This window comes from Cuspidothrix issatschenkoi CHARLIE-1, assembly GCF_002934005.1.
GTDB classification, from domain to species: Bacteria; Cyanobacteriota; Cyanobacteriia; order Cyanobacteriales; family Nostocaceae; genus Cuspidothrix; species Cuspidothrix issatschenkoi.
The window spans coordinates 55,376-72,438 of record NZ_PGEM01000025.1 but is presented as its reverse complement, the minus strand read 5'-3'; the positions used below and the strand labels follow the sequence as shown (position 1 = coordinate 72,438).

The 17,063-nt window shown below is 38.3% G+C and carries 16 protein-coding genes, 1 tRNA gene and 2 pseudogenes; 7 read left to right on the top strand and 12 right to left on the bottom strand.

What is annotated here, in order from left to right; all coding sequences use genetic code 11:
• Positions 1-16: 16 nt before the first annotated feature.
• Both CUN59_RS03985 and CUN59_RS03980 read right to left on the bottom strand, forming a co-directional pair.
• Complete coding sequence (locus CUN59_RS03985; protein WP_243406863.1) at positions 17-175, bottom strand: hypothetical protein; 159 nt, start codon at positions 173-175, stop codon at positions 17-19.
• 100 nt (positions 176-275) lie between these two features.
• Positions 276-2,417: a pentapeptide repeat-containing protein gene (locus CUN59_RS03980; protein ID WP_104386617.1), complete on the bottom strand. Its 2,142-nt coding sequence runs from the start codon at positions 2,415-2,417 to the stop codon at positions 276-278.
• A 191-nt stretch (positions 2,418-2,608) separates the two neighbouring features.
• On the opposite strand from CUN59_RS03980, the gene CUN59_RS03975 reads away from it, so the two are divergent.
• Positions 2,609-3,085 (top strand): DUF29 domain-containing protein, encoded by a 477-nt coding sequence (locus CUN59_RS03975; RefSeq protein ID WP_104386616.1) that lies wholly within the window; start codon positions 2,609-2,611, stop codon positions 3,083-3,085.
• 310 nt (positions 3,086-3,395) lie between these two features.
• On the top strand, positions 3,396-4,652 hold the full coding sequence (locus tag CUN59_RS03970) for a vWA domain-containing protein (RefSeq protein WP_104386615.1): 1,257 nt from the start codon (positions 3,396-3,398) through the stop codon (positions 4,650-4,652).
• Positions 4,653-4,826: 174 nt separating this feature from the next.
• On the opposite strand, the gene aat is transcribed toward CUN59_RS03970, so the two are convergent.
• On the bottom strand, positions 4,827-5,402 hold the full coding sequence (gene aat / locus CUN59_RS03965; RefSeq protein ID WP_104386614.1) for a leucyl/phenylalanyl-tRNA--protein transferase: 576 nt from the start codon (positions 5,400-5,402) through the stop codon (positions 4,827-4,829).
• A gap of 115 nt (positions 5,403-5,517) precedes the next feature.
• Here aat and CUN59_RS03960 point away from each other — a divergent pair, with 115 nt between their 5' ends.
• Positions 5,518-5,847 carry a DUF8822 family protein gene (locus tag CUN59_RS03960; RefSeq protein WP_104386613.1) on the top strand — a complete coding sequence of 110 codons (330 nt, stop codon included), beginning with the start codon at positions 5,518-5,520 and terminating at the stop codon, positions 5,845-5,847.
• A gap of 86 nt (positions 5,848-5,933) precedes the next feature.
• Here the strand turns inward: CUN59_RS03960 and rpsN are convergent, their stop codons facing one another.
• Together rpsN and CUN59_RS03950 are read right to left on the bottom strand one after the other, a co-directional pair.
• On the bottom strand, positions 5,934-6,236 hold the full coding sequence (rpsN, locus tag CUN59_RS03955; RefSeq protein WP_104386612.1) for a 30S ribosomal protein S14: 303 nt from the start codon (positions 6,234-6,236) through the stop codon (positions 5,934-5,936).
• 140 nt (positions 6,237-6,376) lie between these two features.
• Positions 6,377-6,946 (bottom strand): thermonuclease family protein, encoded by a 570-nt coding sequence (locus CUN59_RS03950; RefSeq protein WP_104386611.1) that lies wholly within the window; start codon positions 6,944-6,946, stop codon positions 6,377-6,379.
• 107 nt (positions 6,947-7,053) lie between these two features.
• Here CUN59_RS03950 and CUN59_RS03945 point away from each other — a divergent pair, with 107 nt between their 5' ends.
• Positions 7,054-7,353 (top strand): hypothetical protein, encoded by a 300-nt coding sequence (locus CUN59_RS03945; protein ID WP_104386610.1) that lies wholly within the window; start codon positions 7,054-7,056, stop codon positions 7,351-7,353.
• Between the two features lie 22 nt (positions 7,354-7,375).
• Here CUN59_RS03945 and CUN59_RS03940 read toward each other — a convergent pair whose 3' ends face one another.
• Positions 7,376-8,152 carry a TrmH family RNA methyltransferase gene (locus CUN59_RS03940; RefSeq protein ID WP_104386693.1) on the bottom strand — a complete coding sequence of 259 codons (777 nt, stop codon included), beginning with the start codon at positions 8,150-8,152 and terminating at the stop codon, positions 7,376-7,378.
• 48 nt (positions 8,153-8,200) lie between these two features.
• Positions 8,201-8,282: transfer RNA gene (locus CUN59_RS03935), tRNA-Leu, on the bottom strand.
• 282 nt (positions 8,283-8,564) lie between these two features.
• Between CUN59_RS03935 and murA the strand changes: the two genes are divergently transcribed.
• Positions 8,565-9,932, top strand: coding sequence for a UDP-N-acetylglucosamine 1-carboxyvinyltransferase (murA, locus tag CUN59_RS03930; RefSeq protein WP_104386609.1), 1,368 nt, complete (start codon positions 8,565-8,567; stop codon positions 9,930-9,932).
• 202 nt (positions 9,933-10,134) lie between these two features.
• On the opposite strand, the pseudogene CUN59_RS21870 reads toward murA, so the two are convergent.
• Positions 10,135-10,300: pseudogene (locus CUN59_RS21870) on the bottom strand (RNA-guided endonuclease TnpB family protein); the annotation flags it as partial.
• Between the two features lie 72 nt (positions 10,301-10,372).
• On the opposite strand from CUN59_RS21870, the gene tnpA reads away from it, so the two are divergent.
• Complete coding sequence (tnpA, locus tag CUN59_RS03920; RefSeq protein ID WP_104386608.1) at positions 10,373-10,777, top strand: IS200/IS605 family transposase; 405 nt, start codon at positions 10,373-10,375, stop codon at positions 10,775-10,777.
• Between the two features lie 330 nt (positions 10,778-11,107).
• Complete coding sequence (locus CUN59_RS03915; RefSeq protein WP_104386607.1) at positions 11,108-12,202, top strand: Gfo/Idh/MocA family protein; 1,095 nt, start codon at positions 11,108-11,110, stop codon at positions 12,200-12,202.
• A gap of 1,364 nt (positions 12,203-13,566) precedes the next feature.
• Here CUN59_RS03915 and CUN59_RS22460 read toward each other — a convergent pair.
• The 4 genes and pseudogenes from CUN59_RS22460 to bioD all read right to left on the bottom strand — a co-directional run.
• Positions 13,567-13,755: pseudogene (locus CUN59_RS22460) on the bottom strand (pyridoxal-phosphate dependent enzyme); the annotation flags it as partial.
• Positions 13,756-13,872: 117 nt separating this feature from the next.
• Entirely contained in the window at positions 13,873-14,565 is a 693-nt protein-coding gene (locus CUN59_RS03905) for a DUF305 domain-containing protein (RefSeq protein ID WP_104386605.1), read from the bottom strand.
• A 522-nt stretch (positions 14,566-15,087) separates the two neighbouring features.
• Entirely contained in the window at positions 15,088-16,305 is a 1,218-nt protein-coding gene (locus CUN59_RS03900; protein WP_104386604.1) for a M20 metallopeptidase family protein, read from the bottom strand.
• A 72-nt stretch (positions 16,306-16,377) separates the two neighbouring features.
• Entirely contained in the window at positions 16,378-17,061 is a 684-nt protein-coding gene (gene bioD, locus CUN59_RS03895; protein ID WP_243406862.1) for a dethiobiotin synthase, read from the bottom strand.
• Positions 17,062-17,063 lie beyond the last annotated feature (2 nt).

Below are 17,063 nucleotides of genomic sequence, written 5' to 3'. Positions count from 1 at the left end.
GGTTCACCTTGCAACTTCAAAGATTTAGCAGTTTGAAGAAAAGTTTTAGGTTTTTTTGTTCATTGGGTAAAACAGTTTCCACAATAATCCGCACCCTTGTACCTACTGCTAAATTTAAAGGTGCTTCCAGTTGAAGGGCTGTACCATCAAATGTGGCTTCGAGTTCTTGAAGCATAATTTTATAAAAGCTAGAGACTGTCTTTAGTATATCTCGTTCCCAGTCTGACACTGGGAATGCTCTCAGGGAGGTTTTAACTCTTATCTTAACTACATTTCTAACCTAAACCTAGAACACTAGAAATTAGTGGTAAAATTTTACTACATTGCTCAACTAAAGTTGCCGCAGTTGGTAAACTAGAAATTGTCCCTTTTAAAATCTTGATTGCCGTTTTTGCTGCTTTTTGCATCGCACCTGCTTGAGGATTTTTAGCAACTTCTGCTAAGGTTTTAATTTGTTCTAAAGCATCGGTTTTATCTTCTTCACTTAAATTAGTATCAGCCTCAATTGCTGTTTTTAATTGGGTTAATAATTCTTTAATTCCCGGTTTATCGGGTTCGGGTGCAGATGGTAATTCATTAATGGTATTTGTGACTGTACCACTGATTTCACCTAAATTCAAAGCTTGTCCACTGGCGTTAAAATCTCTGCCAATACTCCCAATTTCAACTTTACGGCTAGAATCATTATTCACGTTGTTAATCTCCTGTATAATCTTGTTTTCAATACTTGTCTGTTGATCTGCTAATGACTTACTTATATTAACAAGTTCTGAGTAAAATTGTTTAATATCTTTTATTTGCTGTTTATGATCCTCTATTCGCTCATCCTTTGCTTGTAAAACTGCTTTATATTTTTCTTCAACTGCTGCTAATGCTAATTGATAAATTTGAGTAAAATAGCTGTGAATCTTTTCTTTATTCGCATTCTCAGGAACAGCAACTTTAACAACAACAACACCATCACCTTTGTTTTCAATACTAACTAATTCTGTAGCTCCATTTTCAACCTGCACTTTTCTGAAAGCAGTAATAAAAGCTTTCCAGTCAATACCATTACGGAAAATTAAATCAACAGTATTTAAAACTTCTTCAAATAATTTGGTAAATTCTCCTGGTTGAAATTCTCCACTACTCGGACGACGTTCCCGGTCATCTGTTCTCGGTTTAGGATATTCTAAAAGATAGACAAAACGACAATCTACATGATCTAATATCGTTGTACTTTCAATATTCCAAGCTTCCACACAAGCACCTGTGATATGAGCTTTGGTGAAATTAGTACCAATGGCTTGAGTAAGAGTTAGATTTGCCCATTCTAAATTAGCTTCTTTAAAAGTAGCTTCAATAATATCAGCATTTTTTAAATTAGCTTCTTTCAAATCTGCACCTATTAGGTTTGCACCTCTGAGGTTAGCACCAATATAAGATTTATTTCTACCATTGAGAGTAACGAGCAACTTGAGAACATCATGATTACTCAATATAGTCTTACCTGGTCTAGCAAAATCAAGTTTTTTTGCTTCATAAAAACGGGTGCGCGTTAGATTGGCTTTTCTGAAATCCGTGTTTTTTAGAGTTGCACCAGTAAAATCAGCATCAGTTAGAGTAGCTTTATTAAAAATTGTACCTCCTTTAGCGGTAAAATTAACACACATTTTCCAAATCCAAGCAAATTTTTTATCCCCTTCTATCGCTGCATGACTAAAAAAATAACCCCAAACTGCACCAAATATACCCGCAACTAATCCGCCAAGCCATTCACCTTGAGCGAAATTTTTAATAATTTTTTCAATCTTAATATCTCCTATATTTGTCAGTAGTTTTTCTGCTAATCCTCCCATTTGATGGAAAACAATTACTATAAGAAAAACCATGCCGGTAAAAGTAACCAAAGCCATTCCACCAAGTTTAGCATCAGGCTCATCTATAGCTGCTGCTGGAGCACCAAAAAAAGCTACAGCTAAAATAACTCCAATAGATAAATAAACATTGATAGTGATAGCAAAGTGGTGAAAATAATTATTTAATATAGTACGTACTATAATAATAAAAATACTTGAATAGGTAATAACAAAAATTGCACTCAGCCTTTTAGAAAACCAAAAATATATATTAAAGTTAATAATAATTGCTGACGTAAATCCTGATAAACTAGATATTATAAATGATAGTGCTAATAAAATAAATATCCAATGAAACTTTAATCCTGCCTTGGTACCGCTAAAGTTTGAACCTGTTAGATTTGCACCAGTAAAATCAGTGCCTTTAAGGTTAGCGCCTGTAAAATCAGCATCTTTAAGGATAGCGTTGGTAAAATCTGCTCCTCTAATATCAGCTTTAGTAAAGTTCGCACCTGTTAGATTTTGACCTTTAAAAGAGCGTCCCCTAAGATTTTGACGGTTGTAGTCTGGTGGCATAATCACATCCGCAGGAGATTATCTATTAGATTTTATACTTATTTGCGGGTATTATCTCCAGTTTTGGTTAAATTTTATTAAATTTTGCTTTTCTGAATACGGGTAAATATTTTTAAACTAAGTAGGTAGACCGAAAAATTTAACGGTATGCTACTTAAATTAAAATAAGAGTTAACTTTTTCAGGAGGATTATGAACAATCAACTCTATGAACAAGATTTTAATGTTTGGCGAGAAACTATCATTAAAAAAATCAAACAACAAGATTTTAATGATATTGATTGGGAACATTTGCTTTTAGAATTAGAAGATATGGGGAAATCAGAAAAACGGTCATTTGTGAGTAATTTAACTATCTTAATTTCTCATTTACTCAAATTAACTGTTCAAGCTGATGCTCCCGAAATGATGAAAGGAAGTTGGTACAGTTTAGTTACTGAACATCGCTTTCGAGTTAAAAAAGATTTAGAAGAAAATCCTTCTTTTAAAAATTATCTCCATGAGGTTATTTTTATTGCTTATGCTGATGCTAGAAAGTTGGCAATTAAAGAAAGTAAAAATGCTAAATTGGGAGTCAGAAAACCAGAGGAAATAGAATATCCTCTTGATTTTCCTTTTACTATAGAACAGTTATTAGATGAAGATTTTTATGGGGAGTTAGGGGGGTGATATGAAATTGTTGTCTAAATCATCAACCCAAGCACCAGCATATATGTAAGAATCTGGTAAATAACAATCACCAGATTCAAGGAAAAATTAATAGCAATCTACTTAAACAACTGTTTCAGGAGGACATTATGGAAGATTGGGAAGCACCCACAGGAGTTTAAAGAATTATGACAGTATAAGAATGGGCTTTATTCCACTGATGAAATTATATTAACAATCTTCATTAACTTAATTTCCGTAGTCTGGAGGATGTGGTTTGAAGTTATCTATATTGATTATGTGTGTCTAGGCTAAATAGGAAATAGGAATTATGAAAGTAAATTTACAACTAGCACTTAATGATGCTGGTATGGATATCAATCAACCCAGCACTCAACGTCAATTGGCAATTTCGGTGTCTGCTAGTGGTGAAACGATAGATCGGAATGTACCATTGAATTTATGCTTAATTCTCGATCATAGCGGTTCAATGATGGGAAAATCCCTAGAAACCGTGAAAAATGCTGCTTGTTTGTTGGTAGATCGTCTCAGTTCGGAAGATCGTCTCAGTGTAGTTGCTTTTGACCACCGTGCCAAGGTTTTAGTCCCAAATCAGTTAATTAGCGATCGCCAACAGATTAAAAAACAGATAATGCAACTCACAGCAGATGGAGGAACATCCATTGATGAGGGTTTGCGTTTGGGCATTGAGGAGTTAGCGAAAGGTAAACATGATACCGTTTCCCAAGCATTTTTACTGACAGATGGGGAAAATGAACATGGTGATAACGATCGCTGTTTGAAATTTGCCCAATTAGCCGCCCATTATAATTTAACCCTGAATACATTGGGATTTGGTGACAACTGGAATGATAAAGTTTTAGAAAAAATCGCCGATGCTGGCATGGGTACATTATCTTATATTCAACACCCTGATCAGGCGGTATCAGAATTTGGGCGGTTGTTTAGTCGAATGCAAACAGTAGGTTTAACTAATGCTCAACTATTATTATCCTTAATGCCTAATGTGCGGTTAGCGGAACTCAAACCCATTGCCCAAGTTTCCCCAGATACCATTGAATTACCAGTACAACCAGACAGTGATGGAAGGTTGGGGGTGAGATTGGGAGATTTAATGAAAGACTCCGAACGGGTAGTTTTAGTTAATATTTATGTGGGACAGTTGCCAGAAGGTAAACAGGCGATCGCCAATCTACAAGTCTGCTACGATGATCCCGCCCATAACCAAGTCGGGCTATACTCTCCCAATCTACCAGTTTACGTTAATGCCGCCAGGAACTACCAACCAGCGCCCAATCTCCAGGTACAACAATCGGTTTTAGCTTTAGCCAAATATCGTCAAACCCAATTAGCAGAAACGAAATTACAGCAAGGTGATCGTGCCGGTGCAGCAACGATGTTACAAACGGCAGCCAAAACCGCTTTGCAAATGGGAGATACTAGTGCGGCGACGGTGTTGCAAGTTTCCGCCACCCGCTTACAAGCCGGGGAAGAGTTATCAGAAAGCGATCGCAAGAAAACCAGAATTGTCTCAAAAACTGTGTTGCAAGATCCTTCTGTTCAATGAAAGTTCAAATCACATTGTTTTGAAAGAATAGCTCTAGGGTGGGCTAAAAAGCCTACCTTTATCTTGTCTGTTTTTCAGCCATATTAAGAAAGATGTGGGTAATGGATAGTTGCTTGCGGGGAGGGGTTAGGGGTGGTTCAAGTTAGGTAATTGTCAACCGTCAACAGTCAACCACTACATAAAATTACAAGGACGTGGTAATGCGTCTTTTAATAAAGTTTGATATTCTTTATCGCTCACATAATAAGCTCCAAATCTGGCTAAATGAGGATTCATCATTTGGGCATCAAATAATAAAAAGTTTCTTTCCTGCAATCTTTCTACCAGTTTTACCATTGCCACCTTAGAACCTTCCGAGATATTGAAAAACATAGATTCACCAATAAAAGCACCCCCAATCACAATTCCTAAAATTCCCCCTGCGAGTTTGTCACCTTGCCAAGTTTCAAAGCTATAGGCGTAACCAGTTTGGTAAAGTAACCAATAAATCTTTTCTAATTGTGGAGAAATCCAGGTCGTTTCGCGGTCAGCACACCCAGCAACCACGCCCAAAAAGTCTCGATTAATGGCCACAGAGAATCGTTCTTGGTTGAGGACTCGCTGTAATGATTTAGGATAGCGAAAGCGCCCATCCAACGGAATTAAAGTTCGTTCATTACTTCCATACCATCCCAGGTTATTACTCTCATCCGCCATGAGAAAATAACCTTGAGCATAACCCCGAATAATAGCAGCAACATCATATTCCATAGTTGAGTGAATCATCACAAACATCCTCAGATGCAAACTATGGGACACTATCAGCATTCTCTAGTCTGCTTCTGAAATTACCTTGGCAAATACATTCTATATAAGATAGACAAACATGACTCTAACAATTCCACCCATTACCCTACCTCCTTCAGAAAATCCCCAACAGGAAGGAGAATGGCTACAGAAAAATTTATTAACCTGGCTTGATGAAGAGTTTATTCCCGAAGCTATCAATCAAAATATAGCCGAACGCGCATCACAGATTTTTGTCCGACAACGTATGGAAGGAGAAAATGACTTAGGCTCTCTGGTAATTGCTATTATCACAGAGATGCAGTCATTTGATTTTTCTAAAAGCTTTTTCGGAGAGTTTGCGATCGCCAACGCCGTTAGCGATCTACTCTTAGACAGCCTGGGAATTGATCACTGTTGTGGTCAATAATATCTTAGTTATTGGTCATTGGTCATTGATCATTGGTTCACAGCAAATAGCTACTAACAACTGACAACTGACCATTGACAACTGACCTACCAGCTAGACTTAACAACTCCTGGTAACAGACCTTCATGAGCCCATTCCCGGAGTACGTTCCGAGATAGCCCGAAATCACGGTACACACCTCTAGGACGACCCGTTAACCAGCAACGGTTTTGTTTGCGAGTGGGCGCACTGTTGCGGGGTAATTGTTGAATTTTGCGGTGAATTTCTAGCTTTTGCAAGGGGGATTCTGCTGTTCTGAATTCTTCTAGCAGTGTTTCACGCTTTGCCGCATACTTTTCCACCAACTTAGCGCGTTTCTTCTCGCGCTCAATCATACTCTTTTTCGCCATGAATTCCCTAATCTAATTAAAGACAGTATTTCCCATTCTACACCTTTCTGTAAGAATTAGGGACTTTTAAGCAAGTTTTTTTCTCAGGTAAAAGGTGATAGAAGGCAGTAGGGGTGAACGGCTGTTCGCTCTTACAACAATCAACCATCAACATTTACCTGTTTTCTAATTTTCCTATAATCCCAAGGATCAACAAATTCCCTATCCCCCCAAATGCCCAGTTTTTGCTGTTTTGCCTGTGCTTCGGCTTGTTGTAATATATCCTTACTAGGACATTTGTTTAAATAGGGGCGATAGACTTTAGCTAGTCCTTCCTGTAATAAGATTTGTTGTAAAAATGTCCCATTTGCTAAACGGACTTCAGCTACTTTTCTGCCATACCTATCGCTATCTGTAATATTTAACTTGACACGGTTGTCTGCCTCTTTGATTAATTTCTCCATCCGTGTTTGTGCTTGTATACCCCAAGCAAACTGATTCACATCTTGAGTAATTTTACTATTCTTTTCTTTCTGAGAATGAGGTATTTCTGGAGCATCAACACAAGCAAACCGCACGGTTATTTTTGCTCCATCCACAGTTTTTAATACTAATGTATCCCCATCGCTAACCCGTTGTACTAAATCGCCAGAAGGAGTAAAAGCTACCAAATTTACAGCAATGATAGCTACACCTAGCCCAACCAACCCTTGTTTAACCAGTTTATTCATATCGAAAAATTTAGCAATTTTGCCTCTAAATGTGTAAAATTGATACAGAAACCATTGTTAGTAGCGATTATCTATAACAATAGTATTAAATATCTGATGTTACTTAGATGAATAACGAAGATTCACAATCATCTCCCACAAATGATCATTCTCCTAAAAAGATTATGAAAACTATTCAGCACACTAAGCGCAATTTTGCTGATGAAGACTTTCAGCAATCCCTAAATCAATTAGAAGATATTATTCAATCTCAAGATGAACTAACCACAGAATCAAACAACAGTAACTCTATCCATGATGTCATTAGTAAACATACTGATATTGGTGATTTAGACGCGTGGGAAGATGCAGTTGCTGACATTGAACGGTATTTACAACAAAAAACAAATAGTCGTAAAAATTCCTAACTTCAATTAAGCAGATAGTTATTCAACTTTTTTGTCTTTGGGCTTCATACAACATCAAAGCGGCAGTAATTCCCACATTTAAGGATTCTACCCCGGGACTAAGAGGAATTTTCACTTGGATATCCGCCAAGGCGGCTAAATCTGCTGATAATCCTGCCCCTTCATTACCTAATAATATTAAACTAGGTTTACGCCAATCCACTTGCCAATAAGTTAAATCGGCACTGGGTAAGGTGGCTACTACCTGCATTCCTGCTTGCTGGCATTGTTTAACGGTGGCTTTCAAATCTTCACTAACAGCCTTATTGACACGAAACCATTGACCAGCAGAAGCACGTAAAACCTTGGGATGATCTAAATCTACACTATCTTCACTTACCCACAACCCAGATGCACCTGCGGCGGCCGCTGTACGAATCATAGTTCCTAAGTTACCGGGATCTTGAACCGTTTCTAAAGCCAGAACTAAACCAGTAAAAGGAAGTTGATTTGGTCTTGCATTTCTAGGGGCGATAGCCACGATCCCATCAGGATTAACAGTGGTAGCCATGGCCGCTAAAACTTCGGGACTAACTAATTCAGTGCGATAGCAATATTCACAAATAACTTCCCACAATTGAGGATGTGTCTCATACCATTGCAGAGTACAACATACAGATTCTAGAGGATAACTAACTGCACAGGCCTCCTCTAATAAATGCGTTCCTTCCAATAAAATTAGGTGTTGCTTATTTCTCTCTTTAGTGGAGTGCAACTTACGGATTTGTTTAACTAGGGAATTCTGTAGACTTGTTAACACAACATTTAGATTAAAAATTTCGGATTTTAGATCAACCCAAAATTGAGATGCGGAACCCGGGACTTGAACCCGGAAGCCTTGCGGCACTAGAACCTGAATCTAGCGCGTCTGCCAATTCCGCCAGTTCCGCTGGAATTGAATCTTATTCACAGCTTATCATTATTCCTAAAAAATTTTGATTTGTCAAGGGAAAATTTATCAATTCAGCCCAGGAGGAAGGCTAAAAATTTTCTCCCATTTGCCGAATCGTGATTTTTGCCGTTAAGCTGACATACTACATGATAGAATCTAACGATTTTATCGTATTTGACAATTGAGATCAAAATCTCATAGCGTCGAGCTAACGGATTGTCAATGTAAAATCAAAAAAAACATCGAACCTTTATAATTACGTACTTTTGGAGGTAGGCTTATTAATTCTTCTAGCAGCTTACCAGATGCCAAGTCTTCACTAGAAGCAGACTCCTCAGTCTTGCAAATCTCTGGTGGGCATCGTTTGGGGGGTCATGTGGAAATTAGCGGGGCTAAAAATTCCGCACTGGTGATCATGGCTGGAGCTTTCCTTTGTTCCGGTGATTGTCGGATTCGTAACGTTCCATTATTAGCGGACGTAGAACGAATGGGACAAGTATTGTCAGCTTTAGGGTTACGTTTAAGCAGAAATGGAGATATTTTAGATATCGATGCGCGGGAAATTACCACATCTAAAGCACCCTATGAACTTGTTACCCAACTGAGAGCTAGTTTTTTTGCCATTGGGCCAATTTTGGCACGATTAGGAGTAGCACAAATGCCATTACCAGGCGGTTGTGCCATTGGTGCTAGACCGGTAGATTTGCACGTCAGGGGACTGCAAGCTATGGGTGCAGATGTGCAAATTGAACATGGTATTTGCAATGCTCATGTTCCCGGAAATAATGGCAGGTTAAGAGGAGCGAAAATTTATTTAGATACTCCCAGTGTCGGCGCGACGGAAACTTTAATGATGGCTGCTACCCTAGCAGATGGGGAAACTATCATTGAAAATGCGGCTAGAGAGCCAGAAGTCATGGATTTAGCCAACTTTTGTAACTCTATGGGAGCAAAAATTCATGGTGCAGGAACAAGTACAATTACCATAGTTGGTGTTCCTGAGCTACACTCTACCGATTATAGTACTATTCCTGATCGCATTGAAGCAGGAACATTTTTAATCGCTGGAGCAATTACTCGTTCTGAACTGCTTTTATCCCCAGTTGTACCGGATCATTTAACCCCAGTCATTGCCAAGCTACAAGAGATTGGCTTATCAATCATTGAGGAAGGGAAAGACTGTTTACGGATTTTGCCAGCCAAAACTCTCAAAGCGATCAATATTGATACTTTGCCCCATCCAGGGTTTCCTACGGATATGCAAGCTCCTTTTATGGCACTACTGTCCGTGGCAGAAGGTGATAGTATCATTAATGAATCGGTGTTTGAAAATCGCCTGCGTCATGCTTCTGAGTTGAATCGCTTGGGGGCGGATATCCGTGTTAAAGGTAATACTGCGTTTGTTCGGGGAGTGTCAAGCTTATCAGGTGCGCCAGTTATAGGTACAGACTTACGAGCTTCCGCAGCTTTAGTTATGGCAGGATTGGCAGCGTCTGGAACAACCACAGTTCAAGGATTACAACATTTAGATCGAGGCTATGATCGGCTAGATATGAAGTTACAGCAACTAGGGGCAAAAATTATTCGTGTAAATGAAGCATCTAAAAATGCTAGTTTACTGCCTAATAACAGTAATTCTGCTGCGTAAGTTTCTATCTAGAGTTCAGAGGATTTTGTGTTTGTGAACTTAATAGCGATTGCCTCCAGCAGTGCTGTAAGCGATCGCTTTATTCCGGTTTTTATAGGCATTACCCAATCAAATAAATCCACTGACTAAACATCAGTGATACATAATCAATACCCACACAAAAAACAGCCATTGAGTTTAATTCAGCAGCAAAGGTGAATTATTTCCTAAGTTTAGTAGAGTATTTATTAAGAGCAAACTTATCAATTTTTAGCTCGCGTGGTGCATCCATCCAATATCTAATCGCCTGATTACGAAGGAATTAAGTAGTCCGAATTGCATCGTCTATGATGTTGTTTTCCCTTAACTTTATATTCTAGAACTATCATTGGTTTATTGTTTACAACCTAGAACTATTATACAATAGTTATATACAAATAGTAAGCAAATATTTTAAGGTTATGGCGAAATTTTCTCCAGATGAGTACAGGCATGAAAGTAATGCGGTATCACTACTAAATTACCACTTTGTCTTTATTCCTAATCGTCGGAAAAAAGTTCTGGTAGGTGCTATCGCAGAGAGATTACAGCAAATTATTTGTGAGTTGGTTGTAGAGAATAGGTGGAAGATTATTGCTATGGAGATTATGCCGGATCATGTTCATCTGTTTTTAAATGTGAAGCCGACTGATGATCCATCTAGTATCATGAGAAAAATTAGGGCGAGAGCTTCTCATTATCTCAGGAAAGAGTTTCCCGAGCTTTTAAAAATACCTACCTTGTGGACACCAAGTTATTTTGTAAGCACAGCAGGAAATATTTGCACGGAAACAGTGAAAAAATATATTCAAGAGCAACGCAATTAACGTCAATGCAGGATTTATTTATCCCGCGCTTGGCCTTCATCCCTTGTCCAAGGACCAGGTGTGATCTTCTGAGTCGGTCACGCCTTCAAGGGTTTTCGGCATTTCTGTTATAACGCAAGTTGCTAGTTAGTGCTGATAATTGTATCCATTTGATACAGAATTTTATCTCTGAGGTATTATAAAGTACAAATTATGGTTATTCTGTACTTATTCTAAAGTGTTTTTTGATAACTAGCAACTTGGGTTAGTATTTTTGGTGACTTCATTTCCCTTTGATCTTGTCCTGTTTATGGTTACAATGATGATTGAGAAAATTTACCAAAACTAAACATGATAGGGGTAGCAGTTATTGGAACGGGATTTGGTCAAAAGGTTCATATTCCCGCATTTCAAGGACATCATCAAACGGAAATTGTCGCTGTTTATCATCGAGATATTAATAAAGCCAAAACCATAGCCGCAACTTACAATATTCCCTATGCAGGAGACAATTTAGCAGAAATTTTGGCTTTACCGACGGTGCAAGCTGTTAGTATTTCTACACCGCCATTTTTGCATTATGAAATGGCTAGACAAGTTTTGCAAGCTGGAAAACATCTATTATTAGAAAAACCTATTACTTTAAATGTCAATGAAGCTAAGGAATTATATCATTTAGCACAAAATCAAGGTGTAATTGCTACTGTTGATTTTGAATTTCGCTTTGTTCCTGCATGGCAATTTTTTGCCCAACTTTTATCTACAAATTATGTTGGGAATATCCGCTTAATTAAAATTGATTGGTTAGGTTCTTCTCGTGCTGATACTTCCCGTCCTTGGAATTGGTATTCTACCAAAGCAAAAGGTGGTGGTGCTTTAGGTTCTTTGGGTTCTCACGCTTTTGATTATATAAATTGGTTATTCGGTCCAATTGGTAAATTAAATGCTCATTTAATTACGGCTATCTCTGAAAGAATTAACCCAGCAACGGGAGAATTACAAGCTGTTGATAGTGATGATACTTGTTTATTATCTCTAGAATTAGTAAATGGTACACCTTGCCAAGTTTCTATTAGTGCGGTTGTTCATGCTAAAAGAACTCATTGGATAGAAGTGTATGGAGATCAGGGAACATTAGTTTTAGGGAGTGATAATCGAAAAGATTACATTCATGGTTTTCAGATTTGGGGATCTCAACCTGGTGAAGCTTCAAAAGAAATAGAAATTCCTCCACAATTATTATTTCCTCAACATTATAGTGATGGTCGAATTTGTGCTTTTCTGCGAGTTGTGGATGAATGGGTAAAAGGAATTACTAATCATCAACAAATTATACCGTCTTTAAAAGAAGGAGTTTATTCTCAATTATTAATGGATTTATCCCATGAATCTAATCAAAGAGGGAGTTGGGTAAATGTGCCAAGTTTAGAAGAGTTTTTGAATTAAGTACCTGAGCAAAATTAATTATACATTATAAGTAGAAAATCAGGTGGATATTGGTACTAAATTTACTGTTATTTTGCCACTCTTTTCCAAATTAAACAACTAACTTCAACCATGATTGATGTGATCATAGCAATTGCGGCGGCTGTTGCACCTTTTAGACCATTATTGATAGCTAAACTGGCAATCATTAATAAAGTTGCTGTTCCTAACCATGTGGATAGATTAACATGACCTGTACGATTTTCACTTACTAAAAATCCCTGAGTTGCATTTTGCAAAGCTACCAATAATGGGACAATGGTACAAATTAAAATTACAGGGTTGATACTATTAGCGAGGGTGAGATCATTACCGATAAAACTTTGAACAATGCGATCGCCTATCGGTGTTAAACTCATAAACAATAATAAAGCAGAACAAGCTGCTCCCACACTCACAGCAAAAGTTAATAATTGGCGATCGCTCACTTGATGGCGATATTTAATCACAATTTGCTGTACCATGCGGGTAGAATTGGCAATTACTAACACCAAACCCCAGGCCGCAGACCACGCAGCAATAGCAATTGTCGCATCTTCAGCGCGAGCAATAATGCTAATTAATATTGTTCTACCACCCCAAACCACCATCATCGTATTAGCTAAGGGTAAATAGAATTTCCACACCTGGGCTAAATTGCGGGGTAAATTAGGTTGGGTGACTGCGGCCGGTGGTATATTTGCTCCAGTCTGATAAGCAAAAATTGTTACAGCTATAGCTTCGACTATCACCCCACTAATAAGGGCAATTCCTGCCAGTACACCCCCAGATACTTGTAAAAAAAAGCCAGATCCAAGAATTACTGCCAAGGTCAAAAGCCTTAAAATACTAGCTGTAGCAACTGCATGGGGTTGACCGTGGTAAATTAATAAACCTTGAAAATAACGCCGCCAAGCGATCGCAAATGGCCAGCCACAAGCAATTAATAATACTTGACTGACTGTAGCTAACATTGCTGGAGGAACACCCAACAGACTTACACCAACAGAATTAAATATAATAGGTATCCCTAAAAAACCTAATAAAAAAGTCAGTCCTCCACCCAAAAATAAATTAAACCGCCATAAAGCCTTACGTGAAGATTGAGAACCTGCCAAAGCATTAGAAGCGTGCAGAATCATAATAATTGGACTTTCAAAAAATATCGCCAAAGATTTGGCAATACCTACAGATGCAAGGTTATTTTGAGCATCAGGGAGATGGGCTAAGGTAGTGGTCATCATCGGATCACCACAGGCCATAGTTACATCACTAAGGGATAAAGGCAGAAATTCCCGCCATAAAGTCCCTAAACTTACTTTTGTAGCTGGAGATTCTTCCAATTTCATCCTCTGTCGTGTTACAGGAGTTTTTGCATCAATAACGATCATCACCCTGTAACCTTTGATTGCACTCACAACTGCTAACCCAATACCAAAGTTGCCAGAACTAGATTCAACAATTGTACCACCAGCTTGTAATAAACCTTGTTTTTCGGCTTCATTTACTAGATAAGCCGCATTTTTCTCTTTAATAACGCAATTTGCTAGTTACTGCTGATAATTGGTTGGTGAGCTTGTCGAACCACACCCTACAAAAGATTTTTTAGTGTGACACTTGCATAAGTCCTATTTATTAAACACAGAAATGGTTTAAAGTAGCTTTGATTTATACCAAGTTTCATACCATTGCACCATCTGGTTAATTTCTGCTGTTTGACTGGTAATAATAGACTCAGCTAAATTACGTATTTCTGGCTTTTGAGATTTTTTCAAAACCATTTGTGACATCTTGACAGCGTGACGATGATGGGGAATCATTTGACGGATAAATTCTTGATCAAAATCTGGTGCATTTTTTAAGGTTTCTAAATCCAGATTCATGCACGTCATTTTACCATTCATCGGCATTTTCATCGTGTCTGGGTTCATCTGTTGACACATCTTGCAAGGTTTTGTCATCATTTGTTGATGATTCATAGCTGTTACAGGTGCTTGTTTCCCGTACCATACCTGATATAAACTTTGCATTTGTTGAATTTCACCGGTTTGATCTTTTTTAATAGCAACTGCTAAATTCTTAATTTCTGGATGTTGAGCGCGAGTTAATGCCAGATCAGCCATTTCCACCGCTTGCTGATGGTGTAGAATCATCATTTCGATAAAATGCTGATCCATATTCATCATCATCTCTTTTGCTGGTGGAGTAGTTTTTGTAGATAGATGATGAGAATTGTGATCAGAATTGGTACTTCGTGCTTGTGTACTGTTAATAATTGATGATCCTAGAACAGCACTACTACTGATTAAAGCGACAATACCATACATCAAATATTTACTCTTCATAATTTTAGCTCCTAGAGCGCATGAAGATTCTATAACTACAATTCTAGCTTTTCATCTGAAAATGAAACGAAGATGAAATTTATTGTCATATTAAATAGCCAACTATAAAATGCTCGGACTTACCTATGAAGTCATCAACAGCCTCATTCCTTCATAGGAGTAATTCATGAATTACCCTACTTCCGTGATGTTTTGCTTAATTCCTGAATAGGTTGGGTTGTACTACCGCTTAACCCAACATACAATGCTTATTTGCTATCAGAAAAATTTTCCCATCAAAAAACGCCTGGGAGTGTTGCCGTGTTTCCACCCCAGACGTTTTTTAAACTTACTCCTCACACACAAATATAACTTATCACTATTCTATTTATTTGGCAAGTATTCTACAAAACTTTTTTGGAAATTTTTTCAGAGGCCACAACTACCCAGTAAAATTTGGCTTAACTGAGGGTGGCAATTGGCACTTTTTTTAAAGCTTCGGTGAGGTCAGCCATCACTAATTGCAAACTGCTTTTCCCTAATCTAAGCTAAAAACTTTTCCACACAACGCACAAATATCTCCACACCCACGGGTAAAGCGGTTTCATCAAAATCAAATCGCGGATGATGATGGGGATAGTTGAGATTTTTTTCGGCATTGGCAGAACCGAGGAAAAAATAACAACCGGGAACTTTTTCCAGGAAAAATGACATATCTTCTCCCCCCATAGTTTGACATTCAGGAACGATACCAATAGGAGTTTCGATTACATCTTCTGCTACTGAGCGCACTAATGTGGTAATTTCTCTATCATTAATCACAGGTGGATAAAGATGAATATAATCTAATTCATACTTTGCGCCATGACTTTGACAAATTCCGGCAATAATTTGTTCAATTCGCTGTTTAAAAAAGTCTGCTAATTCAGGATTAAAATATCTCACCGTCCCACCCATTCTGGCGGTATCAGCAATCACATTAACTGCTGTACCTGCGTGGAGTTCTCCCACTGTCACTACACCAGAATCAATGGGGTTGACGTTGCGAGCTACAATGGTTTGCAAAGCATTAACTATTTGTGCTGCTACGACTATAGAATCTATGGTTTGATGAGGCATTGCCCCATGGCCACCTTTACCAAAAATGGTACAACGGAACAATTCTACCGCGGCCATTAATGCCCCTGGTCGTACTCCCACTGTTCCCAAGGGGAGGTTATTCCATAAATGTAAACCGATAATGGCATCAACATCAGGGTCATTAAGTACACCTGCTGCAATCATAGGTTTTGCCCCACCGGGACTTTCTTCGGCAGGTTGGAAGATAATTTTTACAGTGCCGCTAAAGTCTTGACGATGTTGATGGAGGTAATAGGCTGTACCGAGGGCGATCGCTATATGTCCATCATGTCCGCAAGCGTGCATTACCCCATCATATTGGGAACAGTAAGAAACTTCATTCTCTTCTTTAACTGGTAAAGCATCCATATCAGCCCGAATTGCTAATACTTTACCATCTCCAGATTTTTCACCTTGAATAATAGCAACAACTCCCGTTTCTGCTATGCCTGTTTGATGTGCAATGCCCCAAGTTTGCAACTTTTGGGAAATAAACTCAGCAGTAATTTTTTCCTGAAAACCTAATTCTGGTTTTTGGTGTATTTGTCGTCTCCATTCCACTAATTGCGGTTGTAAAGCACGAATTTCCAGCCGCACATTTTTGAGATTTACCGTTGAACCCAAAGGAAATGTAGAAACCATATTTATCAATTAAAAATTAAAAAACTCTGATGCTTTAAGAATTCAGGAGTTAGGAGTCAGAATGCTTTTCTGTCAACTGTGATAATATATTTCCCAATCTAAAGTTGCTGCAACTTCAGCAAGTTTTTCCACATCCTGGGGATTTTCTACATAGGGTACACAACCTAAAACTGGGATATTTGTAAAAGATTGAATTAACTCTGGGGGAGTTAAATCAGCAATTTCGGCTTCTGTGCGGGGTTGGGTGCAATTGACAATAATCCCCCGCAGATTGATTTTAGTTTGCCTAGCCAATGCTACATTAGCCACAGCTTGAGCGATCGATCCTAATCTCACAGGTACAACTAAAAATGTTGGTAATCGCCATTCACCCGCTAAATCTGCCACCGTCAACTCATTAGTAATTGGTGAACCTAAACCTCCCAAAGATTCTACCAACACAAAATCCCGTTGTTTTTGCAACTTTAATAAAGTTTGCCAGACAATAGCCAAATCTATCAAGCGATTTTCCTTTGCCGCTGCAATGGGAGGTGCTAAAGGCGCTTGAAAATATAAAGGTGTAATTTCTTCTGGTGACTGTTCCAGATTAAACAGAGTTTGGTACAACTCCTTATCCCCCACACCCGATTGAATGGGCTTCATTATCCCCAAACTACGCTGAGGATAATATTTTTGCCAATAAGCAGCTAAAGCGGTAGTCACGACGGTTTTACCAGCTTCCGTATCAGTTCCCGTAATCAGTAAAGTATTCAACAAAG